14 protein-coding genes are annotated in these 14,731 nt (G+C 73.8%); 4 read left to right on the top strand and 10 right to left on the bottom strand.

Annotation, left to right across the window (positions count from 1 at the left end):
- Positions 1-74: 74 nt before the first annotated feature.
- The 5 genes from ACFYON_RS16500 to ACFYON_RS16480 are packed head-to-tail and all read right to left on the bottom strand — an operon-like array spanning position 75 to position 6,313.
- Complete coding sequence (locus tag ACFYON_RS16500) at positions 75-794, bottom strand: FAD:protein FMN transferase (protein WP_355015183.1); 720 nt, start codon at positions 792-794, stop codon at positions 75-77.
- A 56-nt stretch (positions 795-850) separates the two neighbouring features.
- The gene (locus ACFYON_RS16495) at positions 851-1,450 is read right to left on the bottom strand and encodes an FMN-binding protein (protein WP_354872183.1); all 600 of its coding nucleotides are present in this window, start codon (positions 1,448-1,450) and stop codon (positions 851-853) included.
- A 14-nt stretch (positions 1,451-1,464) separates the two neighbouring features.
- The gene (locus ACFYON_RS16490; RefSeq protein ID WP_355015177.1) at positions 1,465-2,880 is read right to left on the bottom strand and encodes a ferric reductase-like transmembrane domain-containing protein; all 1,416 of its coding nucleotides are present in this window, start codon (positions 2,878-2,880) and stop codon (positions 1,465-1,467) included.
- The gene (locus ACFYON_RS16485) at positions 2,877-4,250 is read right to left on the bottom strand and encodes a DUF1501 domain-containing protein (RefSeq protein WP_354872498.1); all 1,374 of its coding nucleotides are present in this window, start codon (positions 4,248-4,250) and stop codon (positions 2,877-2,879) included. The genes ACFYON_RS16490 and ACFYON_RS16485 overlap by 4 nt, the downstream gene beginning before the upstream one ends.
- Before the next feature lie 14 nt (positions 4,251-4,264).
- On the bottom strand, positions 4,265-6,313 hold the full coding sequence (locus tag ACFYON_RS16480; protein WP_354872189.1) for a DUF1800 domain-containing protein: 2,049 nt from the start codon (positions 6,311-6,313) through the stop codon (positions 4,265-4,267).
- 443 nt (positions 6,314-6,756) lie between these two features.
- On the opposite strand from ACFYON_RS16480, the gene ACFYON_RS16475 reads away from it, so the two are divergent.
- The gene (locus ACFYON_RS16475; protein WP_354872192.1) at positions 6,757-7,014 is read left to right on the top strand and encodes a DUF3040 domain-containing protein; all 258 of its coding nucleotides are present in this window, start codon (positions 6,757-6,759) and stop codon (positions 7,012-7,014) included.
- On the opposite strand, the gene ACFYON_RS16470 is transcribed toward ACFYON_RS16475, so the two are convergent.
- Positions 7,011-7,985, bottom strand: a complete 975-nt coding sequence (locus tag ACFYON_RS16470) for an SWIM zinc finger family protein (RefSeq protein ID WP_354872194.1) — start codon at positions 7,983-7,985, stop codon at positions 7,011-7,013. The two genes, ACFYON_RS16475 and ACFYON_RS16470, sit on opposite strands and share 4 nt — an antisense overlap.
- Complete coding sequence (locus ACFYON_RS16465) at positions 7,982-11,191, bottom strand: DEAD/DEAH box helicase (RefSeq protein WP_357708877.1); 3,210 nt, start codon at positions 11,189-11,191, stop codon at positions 7,982-7,984. Before ACFYON_RS16465 ends, ACFYON_RS16470 begins: the two co-directional genes overlap by 4 nt.
- 83 nt (positions 11,192-11,274) lie before the next feature.
- Between ACFYON_RS16465 and ACFYON_RS16460 the strand changes: the two genes are divergently transcribed.
- Positions 11,275-11,427, top strand: a complete 153-nt coding sequence (locus ACFYON_RS16460) for a hypothetical protein (RefSeq protein WP_354872200.1) — start codon at positions 11,275-11,277, stop codon at positions 11,425-11,427.
- Between the two features lie 4 nt (positions 11,428-11,431).
- Here the strand turns inward: ACFYON_RS16460 and ACFYON_RS16455 are convergent, their stop codons facing one another.
- Positions 11,432-11,953, bottom strand: a complete 522-nt coding sequence (locus tag ACFYON_RS16455; protein ID WP_357708874.1) for a DinB family protein — start codon at positions 11,951-11,953, stop codon at positions 11,432-11,434.
- Between the two features lie 85 nt (positions 11,954-12,038).
- Between ACFYON_RS16455 and ACFYON_RS16450 the strand changes: the two genes are divergently transcribed.
- Positions 12,039-12,245, top strand: coding sequence for a hypothetical protein (locus ACFYON_RS16450; protein WP_355096033.1), 207 nt, complete (start codon positions 12,039-12,041; stop codon positions 12,243-12,245).
- Positions 12,246-12,249: 4 nt separating this feature from the next.
- Here ACFYON_RS16450 and ACFYON_RS16445 read toward each other — a convergent pair whose 3' ends face one another.
- Positions 12,250-13,395: a polysaccharide pyruvyl transferase family protein gene (locus ACFYON_RS16445; RefSeq protein ID WP_354872209.1), complete on the bottom strand. Its 1,146-nt coding sequence runs from the start codon at positions 13,393-13,395 to the stop codon at positions 12,250-12,252.
- A 73-nt stretch (positions 13,396-13,468) separates the two neighbouring features.
- The gene (locus ACFYON_RS16440) at positions 13,469-14,047 is read right to left on the bottom strand and encodes a TetR family transcriptional regulator (RefSeq protein ID WP_355096031.1); all 579 of its coding nucleotides are present in this window, start codon (positions 14,045-14,047) and stop codon (positions 13,469-13,471) included.
- A gap of 91 nt (positions 14,048-14,138) precedes the next feature.
- Here ACFYON_RS16440 and ACFYON_RS16435 point away from each other — a divergent pair, with 91 nt between their 5' ends.
- Complete coding sequence (locus tag ACFYON_RS16435; RefSeq protein ID WP_354872214.1) at positions 14,139-14,714, top strand: dihydrofolate reductase family protein; 576 nt, start codon at positions 14,139-14,141, stop codon at positions 14,712-14,714.
- The last annotated feature ends 17 nt before the right edge of the window (positions 14,715-14,731 follow it).

The raw sequence follows: 14,731 nt of genomic DNA, 5'->3' as shown, positions 1-14,731 counted from the left end.
CCCTCCACCGCCCCGTCCGCTGACCCGCCGCCCCACCGCCCCACCACCCACCGCCTGTCGACGAGGGCGAGGGCTCAGGTGGGGAGGGCGCGGGAGTGGTGCAGGTGCCCGTCGTCGGTGACCACGGCGTGCAGCCAGGGGGACGGTAGGTGGTCCAGCCAGGTCAGGGCGGGTTCGCCCATGGCCACGGCCGCCGTCGCGTACGCGTCCGCTGCGCCCAGGTCGGGACCGACCACCGTCACCGAGCGCAGGCCGGTCGCCGGTACGCCCCGGCGCGGGTCCAGCACGTGGTGGCCGCGCTCGTACACGCCGGAGGTGGCGACCGCGATGTCGGTGCCGGTCAGCACCAGACAGGTCGCCGCCGCGTCCCACGGATGCCGTACCCCGATCCGCCACGGCTCGCCGGTCGCGTCGTGGCCGCGTACCCGCACGTCGCCGCCCGCGTTCACGCAGTGGTTCGGGGCGCCGGCGGCCACCAGCCGGTCCGAGGCGACCTGCGCCGCCCAGCCCTTCACGTAGCCGGACGGGTCGAGCCGTCCCGTCGCGTACGCGTCGAAGAACCCGTCGGTGGCGGTCCACAGGTCGGCGCAGGCCGCCAGCACGGCCCGCAGGTCGGCGGAGGCGTCGACGGCCCGCAACTCGCCCCGGTCGACCCGGCACACCTCGCTGTCGTCCCGGTACGTGCTGAACCGCGTGTCCACCTCGCGCAGCCAGCCGAACGTGTCCTCGGCCAGTCGGTGCAGCGTGGACGCGGGCAGGTCGTCGGACAGGTCGAGGCTGATCGCCGTACCCATGACGTGCTCGACCCGGCGCAGGCCGGGACGAACGGCACCGGCCCGAGCCGGGACGGTCACGCCTTGTCCAGCGCGGCCTGCAACGATTGCTTGTACGCGGTGCTGGTGTAGGTGGCGCCGGAGACGGTGCTCAGGTTGGCGCTCTGCCGGGCCACCACCTCGCCGGAGGTGCCGCTGTAGCGGGCCTGGACGTCGTCGCTGCGCTGCCCGGACTGCCCGCCCAGCGGCAGTCCGATGGCCGTGGCGTCGACGATCCGGCTGCCGCTGAGCGTGATCCGGACCTGGAGCGAGCCGTACTCGTAGGTGACCGACGGACCGGTCACCGTGCGGGTGGTGACCTTGGGTGCGCTCTTGGTGGTCGTCCGGGGCGCGGCCGGTGTGGTGCGGGTGCGGGTGCCGCCCCGGCTGGCCGTGCTGCGGTCGGCGGACGGTTTCGGTGCCGGCTTCGCCGACGCGCGCGGCGACGGCGTGACGTCGCCGGGCGCGGAGCCGGTGGGCGACGGCGGTTCCGGCGCGGCCGAGCCGCCCGGGACGACAGGGGCCAGCGCGGCCGGCACGTCCGGCGCGGCCTGCCCGGCGCCCGGCGCGCCCTTGAGCACGACCAGCGCGGTGGTGCCGGCGGCCAGGCCGGTGATCGCGAACAGCGCGCGACGCATGGGCGGTGCCTCTCCTACAGCTCGAACGCGGTCAGGTGGATCTGGCGGCGGGGCACGCCTGCGGCCCGCAGCGCGGCGACCGCCTCGTCGACCAGGCCGCCGGGGCCGCACAGGTAGACGTCGCGGCGGGTCAGGTCGGGCACGAGCCGGCGCAGCCCGTCCGGGCTCATCACCTGCCGGGGGCCGGGATCGTCGCGGCGGCCGACGACGTACCAGAGGGAGGTCTGCCGGGCCTGCGCGAGCCAGTCCAGCTCCTGGTGCAGCAGCACGTCGGCCGGGGTACGCGCCCGGTAGATCAGGGCCGCTCCGGGCGGCAGTTCCTCCAGCATCGCCCGCAGTGGAGCGATGCCGCTGCCCCCGGCGATGAGCAACGCCCGTTCCCGGGTGCGGTGCGCGGCGGTGAACGTGCCCGACGGGCCCTGCGCCCAGACCCGGGTGCCGGGCGTCAGGTCGCGCAGCTCGGCGGTGTACCCGCCGACGACCTTGACGGTGATCCGCAGCCAGCGGCCGTTGGCGGCGGCGGAGACGGAGAACGGGTGCGACTGCCACCAGCAGCCGGGGTTGAGGAATCGCCAGCGGAAGAACTGCCCGCCGAGCAGGCCGATCTGGTTGAGCCGCTGCCCGGTCAGGTAGACCGAGACGGTGTCCGGGCTCTCCGCCACCACGTCGGCGACGCGCAGCCGGTGCCGCATGTTGAACACCAGCGGCGCGACCATCCGGCCCCACACCAGCGCGGCCACCACCAGCAGGTACGCGGCGATCCAGCCGGTTCGCACCGGGCCCGGCTCGTAGAGCTGCGCGCCGTTGCTGAACTGGTGCGCGTAGCCGAGCAGCAGCGTGAGGTAGCTGGCCGCGTGCAGCAGGCGCCACAGCTCGTACGGCAGGCGGCGGCGCACGGCGCGTACCGCGGTGAACGCGACGGTGACCAGGACGCCGGCCGCGGCGAACGCGGTGATCATGTCGTCGTAGTCGGTCAGCAGCGCGCCGACCTCGCCGAACACTGTCTTGCGTTCCTGGCGGGAGTAGCCGACCACCAGCAGCGACATGTGCGCGAGCACCGCCACCAGCAGCGTCGCGCCGAGGTCCCGGTGCAGCCGGGAGATCCGTTCGCCACCGAGCGCACGTTCCAGCACGCCGAGCCGGCTCATCATCAGCACCTGCACCAGCAGCAGGTAGCCGGCGATCAGGCCGGTGATCCGGCCGCCCGCGGTGAGCAGGTCGGCGGTGCCGGCGAGCGTTCCGGCCGGGGTGTCCAGCCACCACGGCCCGACGGCGGCGACCAGGCCCAGCCAGAACACCGCGGCGAGCGCGCGCCGGCCGCCGGGTCCGCGCCGGGGACGACCCGGGGGTACGGGAGCAGCCGGACGGCCGCCGTACGGGGCGGGATGCCCGGTACGGCGGCCGGCGGCGTGGGTGTCCTGGTACGTCACGCGTAGATCTTGACCGGGGTGAACTTCTGCCGGGGGAAGACCTTGTCCACCTGGGCGGTGGTCAGGCCGAAGCGGCCCTGCGCGACCGATCCGTAGACGTTGAACATGTTGTTGTATTCCGGCACGTCGCCGCTGTCCAGCTTGTCCAGTCCGTTCCAGGTGCCGAGCAGCGAACCGGCCAGCTTGCGGCCGGACAGCACGGTGACCACGCCGCCGTGCCCGTGGTCGGTGCCGCCGCCGTTCGAGCCGACCCGCCGGCCGAACTCGCTGGACACCATGATCGTCACGTCCGCCGCCTGGTCGCCCAGGTCGGTGAAGAACGCGGCCATCGCGTTGGCGAGTTCGTTGAGCCGCCGCCAGAGCTGGCCGCCCTCGCGGGTGCCCTGGTTCTCGTGGGTGTCGTAGCCGCCCATGCCGACGGTGGCCACCCGCACGTTCGCGCCGCCCTTGATGAGCTGGGCGAGCTGCTTGAACGAGTTGCCGACGCCCTGGTACTGGACGCCCGCGGCGGCGGCGTACGGCTTCGCGGCGAGCTTCTGGGCGGTGGCCAGCGCGCCCATGCCCTCCTGCACCGCCTCCTCGACCGGGTGGTTGATGCCGGTGAACAGACCGCGGATCGCCTTCTCGGTGGCCGCCCGGTACTTGTCGTCACCGTTGAGCCGCAGGTCGCCGACGCTGTTGAGGGAGATCGCGCCGTTCACGCCGACCAGCGAACGCGGCAGCGTGCTGCCGATGCCGACGCTGCGGAACGCGGTGCCCTTGCCGAGCGAGTCGACCAGGCTGTCCAGCCAGCCCCGGCCGCCGGTCTCGCCCGGCAGGCCGCCCAGGTTGCACGCGTCGGCGGCCTGGAAGTGGCTGCGGGACAGCCGCGGGTCGGACACGGCGGGCACGAAGCCGAGCTGCCCGGCCTTGAGCCACTTGTCCAGCGGGGCGAACGCGCTGGTGAGCTTGAAGCCGCGGGCCAGCGCCAGCGAGTCGTTGCCGAGCAGCAGGTCGGGGCGCGCCTTGGCGAGCACCGGGTCGTCGGCCGGTGCGACCAGGCTCAGCCCGTCCAGCCCGCCGTAGAGGAAGACGTGGATCAGCGTGCCGGTCTTGGTCGCGGCGAACGACGCCGAGGTGGTGACGAACTGGGCGGTCGCCAGCGCGGTGGCGGTCGCCGCGGCGCCGGCGACGAAGGTACGCCGGGTGACGCCCCGGCCGTCCTGCTGCGCCTCCTCGATCTCCTCCAGCCGGCGGTACCGGTCGGCCTCGGCCGCGTTCTCGGCCGCGACGATGTCCGCCTCCGCGCGCAGCAGCGCCTCGGCCGGGTTGTCGGCCAGCCGCCGCAGGTCGGGGCATTCGGGGTGCAGGGGGTACGGGTTCACGGTCATCTCCATCGAATGCCTCACCGGAGGTGGTGCTGGGGGGACGCGAGGATCGTCCGCGCGACAGCGGCGATGGCCCCGTTGAAGGTGGCGTCGACCTTGGCGCTCTCGGACACGCCGGCCACGGCGAGCACGAGCTTCTTCTCCTTGGCGCTGAGCCTCTGCTGCACCAGCCGCTGGGCGAGCGCGTCCACGTACGCCCCGGCGGTGGCCGGCGGCTTCGCGACCAGCTTCTCCGGCTTGGCGAAGGTGAACTGCTTGCGGTAGCCGGCGATCAGGTCACCCGCCTCGTTCCAGCCATCGATCATGGTGCCGGCCGAGGTCCAGGCCAGGTAGACGTCGGCGTAGCCGTCCGGGGTGGGCTTGCCCATCGGGTACTGACCGAGCTCGCGCATCTTGTCCTGGATCTGCCGCAGGCCCTGCGCGAACGGGGTACGCCGGTTGTCGCCGGAGTAGCCGGGGGCCGCCTCCGGCGAGACGCCGAGCGCCCGGTACGTGGCGACCAGGTACTCCATCGGGCGGCGTACCTTCTGGCCGATCGCGGCCCAGAACTCCGAGGAGCTGAACAGCGTGGCCAGCACCGGACGGATCTGGCCCTTGTTCGTGGTGTACGCCTTGGCGAGCCGGTCCACCACGGACTTCGGCGGGGTGTCGGACACGAACCGGGTGGCGAGGCTCTGTGCCACGTACCGCGCGGTCGACGGGTGCATCGCGATGTAGCGGATGTACGAGTCGATCACCTTGTCGGCGGCCACCGGATCGTCGGAGTTGTTGGCGTGGCTGAACCCGAGGATCTTCACCTTGCCGAGGTAGTGCCGCTCGGCGAAGAACTTGTACTTGCCGTCGGCGACACCGCGTCCGGTCTGGAGCAGCGCGGCCTGGCGGACGTCCTTCTCGGTGTAACCGCCGTCGACGCCGACCGAGTACAGCTCCAGGTTCTCCCGGGCCAGGTTCTCGTTCACCGCGTCCTTACGCGAGTCGACCTGGTTCAGGTAGAGCAGCAGCGCCGGGTGCTTGTTCGCGGCGACGAGCATCTCCGGGTAGCTGCCCAGCGCGTGCTTGCGGATGACGTCCCGGTCGAACGCGTTGCGGTAGTTCTCCCCGCCGTCGAAGTCGGCGGCGACGTGCAGGAAGTCGTTCCAGAAGTCGACCATCACCTCGAACAGCTGCCGGTCGGACCAGATCTGCCGGGCGATGGTGGCGTCCACCGTCTCCCGAGCCGGGTCGACGCCCTTCTCGTTGAGCTGCTCGCGCTGGTCGCGCAGCTGCGTCGGGCTGAGCTTGAGCGACTGCAGGTCGGCCAGCTTCAGCTCGGCCTTCGTGGGGGCGATCTTCTCCGGTTCGAGCTGCTCGCGCAGCCAGTCGTCGATGCCGAGCCGCTTGATGTCGGCCATCACCCTCGGGGTGGCGCCGAACGTGGTGCGGATGGCCAGGTGCCGGATCGGGTCCTTGGCGAGCACCGTCTTGACCGTCACCTTGGTCGCCGCGGCGGCTTCGGCCGGGCTGCCGTAGAGCCGGCCACCGGACGGCGCGTTGCGCTTGAGCGCCTCACCGGCCCGGGAGCCCATGTAGCTCTCGTTCTGCTCGGTGTAGGTCCGTACCGTGCTGGGCTGCTGCCCGCTGGGCCGGGCGGAGCTGCCGTCGGTGTTGACGGTGCCGGTGGCGTCACCGGCCGGCGCGTCACTGAACAGGCCGCGCACCTGCGGGGACATGGCCAGGGCGGCGCCACCGGCGACCACCACGGCGCCGCCGAGGGTGGCCAGCGCCCGGCGCCGGCCCCGCTTGGGGGCCTCGTCGCCGTCGTCGTCCAGGTCGGGCAGTCCGCCGCCGGGCGGCGGGCCGTACCCGCCGGCGGGCTGGGCGTAACCGCCGGGCTGGGGGTAGCCGGCGGGGGCCGGCGCGGCGGGAGCGAAACCGTTCGGCCCGACCCACTGCGGGCCCGGGGCGGGGTGACCGCCGGCGTACGGTGCGGCGTCCAGGTCGCGGTACCCGTCCGGTTGGGGGTGCTGGTATCCGTCCCAGCCGCGGTCGTCCCGAGGTCGACGCGGTGGCACGTTCAGGTCGGCCATGTACCTATCCCGTTTTCTTCGAGCGCCGGCACGCCTGCCACCCGGGGGTCGGGTGACGCAGGGGCGGCGACGGTTGCCGGAGAGTTGCTACGGCAACGTAGCCATGCCGAACCGGCAGCTCAAGGCGCGCCGATCGCGCTCCCGAGCGCACTTAAGACAGTGCTGAGAACCGATGTGAGAGGCCGGTTTCGACGACCGGTGCACGACGACCTCCGGAACAGGGCCGACTCGGGCGCGCACCGCCCGGATGCGAGGTTTCGCACCCCGGCGACGCCGCCGGACACGTTCACCACCTCACCGAAACTTAAGGTACCGATAAGCCTGCGATGAGAACCGCGTTCCGCCTGTCCGGCCCGCCGAAACAGCAGCAGCGGCGGCGCGTGACCGGCCTCCGATCCGGGTATGCCGCCGAACCGCTGAAGCCGTGAGGGGAAGGCACCGCCATGCTCAGCCAAGAGGATCAGCGCAGGTTCGAACAGATCACCCGCCATCTACGGGAGAGTGACCCACGGTTCTTCGCCCGGTTGAACAACCGGGCCAAGGGCCGGCGGGGCCGGTACATGATGCTGTTGACGATCGTGCTGTGGGCCTCGCTGCCGGCGATGACAGTGCTTGTCGGGCGGCTGGCCGGGGCGATATGCGCGGTGGTGCTCGTCGCCAACGCCGCGGTGATGTGGCGCTTTCGCCGCCGCCTCCTTTAGCCGTGAGCACGGGCTCCTTCTTGACGCTCGCCCTGGGCTTCGCCGCGACCGAACTCCCGGTACGCCCGGCGCAGCCGCTCGGCCAGGCCCGGCCCGCCGATCCCGGCACCGGGTGAACCGAGCTGGCGCAGTAGCAGCTCCGGACCGGTGGCGAGCGTGGGCGGACGGTCCGGCAGCGCCACCGGCGACAGCCAGAACCGGTCCGGTTCGGCGTCCGGTTCGACCGCCGGCAACCCGGCCAGGGCCCGCGCCGCACCGACCACCGGCACACCGGTCGTCGCGGCCGAGTCCAGCCCGGCGCCCGGGGCCTCCGCGCCGCCGGGTCCACCACGGCCGGTCGCCGGGCCGCCGCTCCCGTCCGGGCTACCGGATTGGGCGCCGCGCAGCGTACGCAGCCGGTCCAGCAGGTCGGCGCGGGACCGGCCGCGCCAGTGCAGCAGGTGGAACGGGTCCGCGTCGAACGCCTCGGCGAGCAGGTAGAACGTGGCCGCCAGGTGTTTGCACGGCACCGCGAAGTCGGGGCAGCCGCACCGCTGGTCCAGCTCGTCGATCTCGGCCGGGAACAGCGGCGCGCCCGCGTCGGCGAACAGCTCCTCCAACTCGGCCGGCAGGTCACCGGCGAGCAGCCGGGCGCTGAAGAACGCCTGCCCGGCCAGCTCCGCCTCGATCCGCCGCCACGTCTTCTCCGGGTACGCGGCCAGCCCGATCCGCACCGGGTACGGACGCGGCCGGGAGCCCTGCACCTCGGCGGTGACCTCCCCCGGCGACACGTCCAGCCGGAGCACCTGCCCACGGCGCGCGTACGCCCGGCCCCGCGTGAGCCGGGAGCCGAGCGCGAACGACTCCAGCACCTCCACGAACCGCCGCGACCACCAGGACTGCCCGATCGCGCCCCGGGTGCTGCGCGCCCGCAGCCCGCCCTCGACCCGTACCGGCGGCCCGTAGTCCTCGAACCTGTCGACCGGGCTCACTCGACCACCGCCCCGGACTCCAGCCGGAACAGGTCGCGCAGCGTGTCGGTGGACAGCTCGGTGACCCACTGCTCGCCGCTGCCCACCACCGAGCGGGCCAGGCTGCGCTTGTCGGCGATCATCGCGGCCACCTTCTCCTCGACGGTGCCGGCGCAGACGAACTTGCGTACCTGGACGCGGCGGCGCTGTCCGATGCGGAACGCCCGGTCGGTGGCCTGGTCCTCGACGGCCGGGTTCCACCACCTGTCCACGTGCACCACGTGGTTGGCTGCGGTCAGGGTGAGCCCGGTGCCACCGGCCTTGAGCGACAGGACGAACAGCGGCGGCCCCTGCGGCGACTGGAACCGGGTCACCATGGCGTCCCGTTCGGCCTTGCCGACGCCGCCGTGCAACAGCAGCACCTCCCGGCCGGTACGCGCCGACAGGTGCCCGCGCAGCATGCCGCCGAACTCGGCGTACTGGGTGAACAGCAGCGCCTTCTCCCCCGCCGCGAGCACCTCGTCGACGATCTCGTCGAGGCGTTCCAGCTTGCCGGACCGGCCGTCCAGCGCGGAGCCGTCGTGCAGCAGCTGGGCGGGATGGTTGCAGACCTGCTTGAGCCGGGTCATGGTGGCCAGCACCAGCCCGCGCCGCTCGATCCCGTCGCTGGACTCGATCTTCGCCATCATGTCGTCGACCACGGCCCGGTAGAGCGCGGCCTGCTCGGCGGTGAGGTTGCAGACCACCTCCATCTCCAGCTTCTCCGGCAGGTCGGTGATGATCGTCGGGTCGGTCTTGAGGCGGCGCAGCACGAACGGGCCGGTGATCCGGCGCAGCCGCTCGGCCACCTCGGCGTCGCCGTGCCGCTCGATCGGTTCGGCGAAGCGCTTGCGGAACGTGGCGGCCGGGCCGAGCAGCCCCGGGTTCGCGAACTGCATGATGGACCAGAGGTCGGCCAGCCGGTTCTCCACCGGCGTACCGGTGACCGCGACCCGGTGCCGCGCGGGCAGCGACCGTACCGCCTCGGCCTGGCGGGTGGCGGCGTTCTTGATCGCCTGTGCCTCGTCCACCACCACCCGGTGCCAGTCGACGCCGGCCAGCTCGAACGCGTCCCGGGCCGCCACCGAGTACGTGGTGAGCACCAGGTCCGCCTCCCGCACGGCGGCGGCGAAGCCCTCGCCCCGGGCCCGCTCGGCGCCGTGGTGCACGTGCACCCGCAGTTCGGGAGCGAACTTCGCCGCCTCCCGCTGCCAGTTGCCGACCAGCGACATCGGGCAGACCAGCAGCGTGGGCCCGGCCTCCGGCGGGTCACCGGCGAGGAGCGCGAGCAGTTGCACGGTCTTGCCCAGGCCCATGTCGTCGGCGAGGATCCCGCCGAGGCCGAGCGACTGGAGGAACGCCAGCCAGGCCAGCCCGCGCCGCTGGTACGGCCGCAGCGTGCCGACAAAGCCCGGCGGCGGGTCGGCCGGGGTGAGCCGCCGCTCCGCCTCACCGGCCAGCAGCTCGCCCAGCGCGCCGTCGGCGACGACCTCCAGCACCGGCAGCTCACCGGCACTGTCGTCACCGGACAGTCCCATCCGCAGCAGGTCGGCCACGGTCAGCTCGCCGGAGGACCGCAGCAGCTTCAGCCCGGCCTCCAGCCGCTGCGGGTCCAGCTCGACCCACCGGCCGCGCAACCGGACCAGCGGCGACTTCAGATCGGCCAGCGACGCCAGTTCCTCGGCGGTCAGCGGCTGGTCGCCGAGCGCCAGCTCCCAGCGGTAGTCGACGAGCGCGTCCAGGCCCAGCTTCCCGGCGGTGGTGGCGACCGCACCCGGCGCGGTACGGCTGCGCGCCCGCAACCGCGCGCCCAGCCGGGACGAGGAACGCCGCCACCACGAGGGCAGCAGCACACCGAATCCGGCCGCGTGCAGCACCGGCGCGCCCTCGCGCAGGAACCGGTGCGCGCCCTCGGCGTCCAGCTCCATCCCCTCGGGCGCGGCGGTACGCAGCGCGGCGTCCACCTCGGGCCACAACCGGCTGGCCCGGCCCAGCTCGGCCAGCAGCGTCTCCTGCGGCTCCACCCCTCGCGCGGCGAGCACGGGCGCGGGCCGCTGCCAGATGTGCGCGGCGTCGACCACCAGGCCCGGTTCGTCGGCCGGGTGCAGGCCGAACTCGACCCGCCAGACCGCGTCCTCGACCAGCTCGGCGACCGGGTCGACGGCCGGCTCGACGAGGCGGAACGTGGCCCGTACCGAGCCGCCCGCGGCGTCGCGCTGCCAGGCGTCCAGTTCCTCGCGCAGCGTCGCCAGCGCGTCCGGCTCGGCCGGGAACGCGCGTTCCGGTCCGGTGAGCGCGGCCAGCCAGCGCGGCACCGCGCCGACCGGACGCATCCCCCGGTGCAGCCGGGTGTCGGCCAGCGCCACCCGGGCGGCGGCGTCGACGAGCGCGTCCAGCGCCTCTGCCACCAGCGCACCGGCGCCGACGTCGTCGGGCCGCCCGCGCCACGCGTCAGCCGTCGTCGCGGCGGACCCGCTCGCCGAGGGCTCCGGCCGCCACTCCCGGGCGGCGCGGGCCGCCTGCGGCAACGCCAGCGCCAGGTCGCGCGCCCACGCCGCGTCGGTGCCGGTCAGCAGCGGCCGCCAGAGCCCCCAACCGGTCGTCACGTCGTCCGCCCCCACGGCCCGCAGCCGCCGCCCGGACCCGGCCGCGCCCGAAACCGCCGGGGACCGCCGCGCCGGGGTCCGCCGGCCGGTCGCGGCCGACCCACCGCCGGGCACACCGTCGGGGTACGCCTCCAACGCGACCGGCAGCAGCCGGCCCCGTGCCACCAGGTCGGCGGCGAAGTCGGCCAGCTCGCACAGGTGGCGCAGGCTCGCCCCGACCGGGCCCGGAATCGGGGCGCGCAGCAGCGCGTACGCGGCGTCCGGGGCGTACCCCAGGGCGGGTGCCCGCCATCCGGCGCGGGTGACCGGGCCGCGGACCGGTTCCTCGACGGTGGCCCGGACCAGCTCCGGCGAGCCCAGCGGCGAGCCGGCCCGGGTCGGCAGATCCAGCAGTACGGAGGTCGGCTCGCCCGGCACGCCGTCGAGCGCGGCGGCGAGCGCGGCGTGGTCGGCGGCGAACGGGTGCGGGCGCTCGCGCGGCACGCGGCCGGGGCGGCGCGGCGCGCGGGCCGGGAGCGTGCTGTCCTCGGCCCACAGGGCGAGCCCGGCGCCGGGCAGCCACAACCCGTGGATGACCAGCACTGCTCCCCCTCGCCGACCCGGGGCGGAAGGACGGCGCCCCGGGGAGTCAGGATAGGCCGCCGGGCGCGGATATCGTCGACGCCATGGTCGACCTTCTCGTGATCGGCGGACTCGGCGTGGACGTCCGTACCCGGGGGGACGTCCACGACGCGGCCCGGTACGCCGCCCGGGTGGCGGCCGCCGCCTGCACGCACGACGGGATGGAGTACCCGGACGGGCTGCTGCCCCGGGACTGAGGCGTCAGATCGCGCCGGTCTCGCCGTCGGTCAACTCGCGCAGGATGTCGGCGTGCCCGGCGTGCCGGGCCGTCTCCTCGATCAGGTGCACCAGCGCCCAGCGCAGCGACACCTCGCCGAGCTGCGGGTGCGGCACCACGTGGTCGAGGTCGAACCGGGCGGCGACCTGGCGGGACTGTTCGCAGGCCGCCTCGTACGCGGCGGCGAGCGTCTCGACCGTGTCGCCGGGGCGCAGCGCGAAGCTGGCGTCGGCGTCGGCCTGCGAGGTGCGGTACACGTCGTCCGGCCCGGGGGCGAACAGGCAGCGGAACCAGTTCCCCTCCACCACCGTCAGGTGCCGGAGCAGCCCGGCCAGGGTGGTCTGCGAGGGCACCAGACGCCGGGCGGCGTCGGCGTCGGTCAGACCACGCACCTTGCGCAGCACCGTGCCCCGGTGGAAGTCGAGGAACGCGTCGAGGATCGCCCGTTCGCCGCCCGTACGGGCGAGGACCGGACCGAGGGTCGGGTCTATCGTCGGGTGCGCCATTCCCGGACCCTAGTACGCACCGTGCCCGTTTCGCCGCCCCGCGTGATCCCCTGCGCGGCCGGGCGGGCCGGGGCAGGATGGGCGCATGGCTTCCTCGGTGCAGATCCCTCTGGTGGGCGGCGCGGCCGACGGCGAGACCGTCACGGTCGAGCTGGACGGCAACGGCCGTCCGCCCCTGACCCATCACCACCTCGGGGCGCAGGGTCTGGCGGAGGCGCAGATCTACGAGCTGGAGTCGGACGACCAGCCGGGGCAGGAGTGGGTCTACGCCTGGCGCGGCCCGGCGGTCTGACGGCTCATCCCGCGTGCGTCAGCGTGCGGGCCCGGATGCTGTCCAGCACGCTGCGGGTCACCTGGGAGGTGCCGCGGGCCTGCTCGCAGACCTCCGCGACCCGGCGCGCGGTCGCCTCGGCCCGGGCCGCCCGCTCGTCCCACAGCCGGTCCACCTCGGCCAGCAACGGGCCCTCCACCTCCCGCTCCACGCCGCGCAGCGCCGGCACACCGAGCCGCTGGGCCAGGTCGAAGACCTTTCCGGCGTACGGCAGCGGCAGGAACGGCGTGCCCATCATGGCCGCGAAGATCAGGAAGTGCAGCCGCATGCCGACCGCCAGGTCGAAGTGGCGCATCAGGCCGAGGATCTGCGCCGGACGGTAGTCACCGTGCAGGATCCGCCCCCGGTCGGCGGCGGTCATGTGCGACAGCACGCCGTGCGAGTGCCGGATGTCGTCGCGTTCCATCGGCACGAACAGCACGTGCGCGTCGATCCGGTGCACCAGGAAGTCACCGATCTGGGCGAGCAGGCGGTGGTAGCCGTCCACGTCGAGCCGTTCGGCGGCCCGGCCCGGCTCGCGCACGCTCAGCCCGACCAGCCGGGAGCCGGCCGGTACGCCCTCGTCACGCAGCCACTGCTGGGGGAACTCCTCCGGTTCGAGCAGGAACGCCGGGTCGGCGGTGACGGTGATCGGGTTCACCAGGCCGGCCTCCTCCAGCACCATCCGCGACTCCTGGTCGCGGACGGTCACCTCGACGGCCTGCGCCAGCGTCTCGCGCACCATGTCGCTGTCCAGCGTGTCGGTGAGCGGGCCGACCCCGACCGCGTACGTGATCAGCGGCAGCCCTCGCTCCTGGGCCACGCGGACCACGCGCAGGTAGCGCCGGGCCTCCTTGTCGTAGAGGATCCCGCCGCCGCCGAGGATGAGCAGGTCGAGCTGGTTGAGCACCGGGGACGAGTCGACCCGGCTGACGCCCTCCCACGGCACCGCCTCGACCTCGGGGTGGGCCAGCGCGGTGTGCGCCGGGTTCCGGGAGAAGACGATGATCCGGGCATGGGGCTCGTGGCGGCGCAGATCGTCCAGCAGACCCGTGAGGATCGCCTCGTCGCCGAGGTTGCGTCCGCCGTAGGAGCCGAGCACGCCGATGGTCAGGCCGGTGCGTTCCCTCATCCGTTGCTCCTTCCTAGGGCCTCCGGGCCAGCGTTCCCGCTGGCCAGCCCGGGTTAACGCACGGCGAGGACGCTCAGCCGGTGGCGTCGCCGACCAGACGGGAGACGAGGGTGGAGACCACCTGATCGGTGTCGAACCCGGCGTCGATCGAGGTGGTGAGCAGGTCGAGCAGGAGCCCGTCGACCGCGTAGTGCAGCAGCGCCACCTCGTACGCCCCGCCGGGCAGGCCGGCGGCGGCGTGGTGGGCGACGTCGTCGGCGTACCCCTGGCGCAGCACGCCGCCGAGCGCGGACCGCAACTCGGGGCGACGCGCGGCCTCCAGCCGCAGCTCGAACAGCGCCCGGGTGAGGCCCGGCTCGCGGGTGGTGCGGGCGACGATGTCGCGCAGGTAGTCGGTCATCAGGGCGAGCGACGGCTCGCGACGGCCGAGGGCGGCCAGCACGGCCGGGTCGGGCGCCATCCGGGCGAGGATCCGTTCGGCGAGGCCGGCGAGCAGCGCCGCGCGGGACGGGAAGTAGTTCGAGGTGGTGCCGGTGGGCACGCCCGCCTCGGCGTCGACCGCGCGGTGGGTCAGCCCGCGCGCGCCCGCGTCGGCGAGCACCCGCAGGCCGGCGTCGGCGAGCAGGGTACGGCGTTCCGGGTTCCTGGCCACGCGAACACACTAGCAACAACCACGACAGGTGTTGTACATTCATGCCGAACCACGACAGCCGTCGTGGATCACCTCGGACATCGGAGCCGGTTTGCGCAAGCTCGTCTACTTCGTCGCCACCACCCTCGACGGCTTCATCGCCGCGCCCGACGGGTCGTTCGACTTCCTCCCGCTGATGCCCGATGTGGCGCCCTATCTGGTGGCCGAGTGGCCCCAGACGCTGCCCACGTTCGCCCACGCCCAGCTCGGCGTCGACTCCCCGCCCACCGGCCGCCTCGACACCGTGCTGATGGGCCGCGCCACCTACGAGCCCGGCCTGAAGATCGGCGTGACCAGCCCGTACGCGCACCTCAAGCAGTACGTGTTCAGCCGCTCGCTGCCCCCGGCCGACTACCCGGACGTCGACGTCGTCGCCGGTGACCCGGCCGCCTTCGTCAGCGAGCTGAAGACCCGGCCCGGCCGCGACATCTGGCTCTGCGGTGGTGGCCGGCTCGCCGGTCAGCTCACCGACGAGATCGACGAGCTGGTGGTCAAGCTCAACCCGGTGGTGGTCGGCAGCGGCATCAAGCTCGTCGACAGCGGCTTCGACCCGCGGCGGCTCACGCTCACCTCGGCGCGACCGTTCGACTCCGGTGTGGTGGTCCTGCGCTACACGCGCGACGGTTAACCCGCTTGCCCCGGCGG

Source organism: Micromonospora sp. NPDC005686 (genome assembly GCF_042871665.1).
Taxonomy (GTDB): Bacteria; Actinomycetota; Actinomycetes; order Mycobacteriales; family Micromonosporaceae; genus Micromonospora.
Note: the sequence above shows the minus strand (reverse complement) of the source record. Positions and strands in the feature narration are given on the sequence as shown.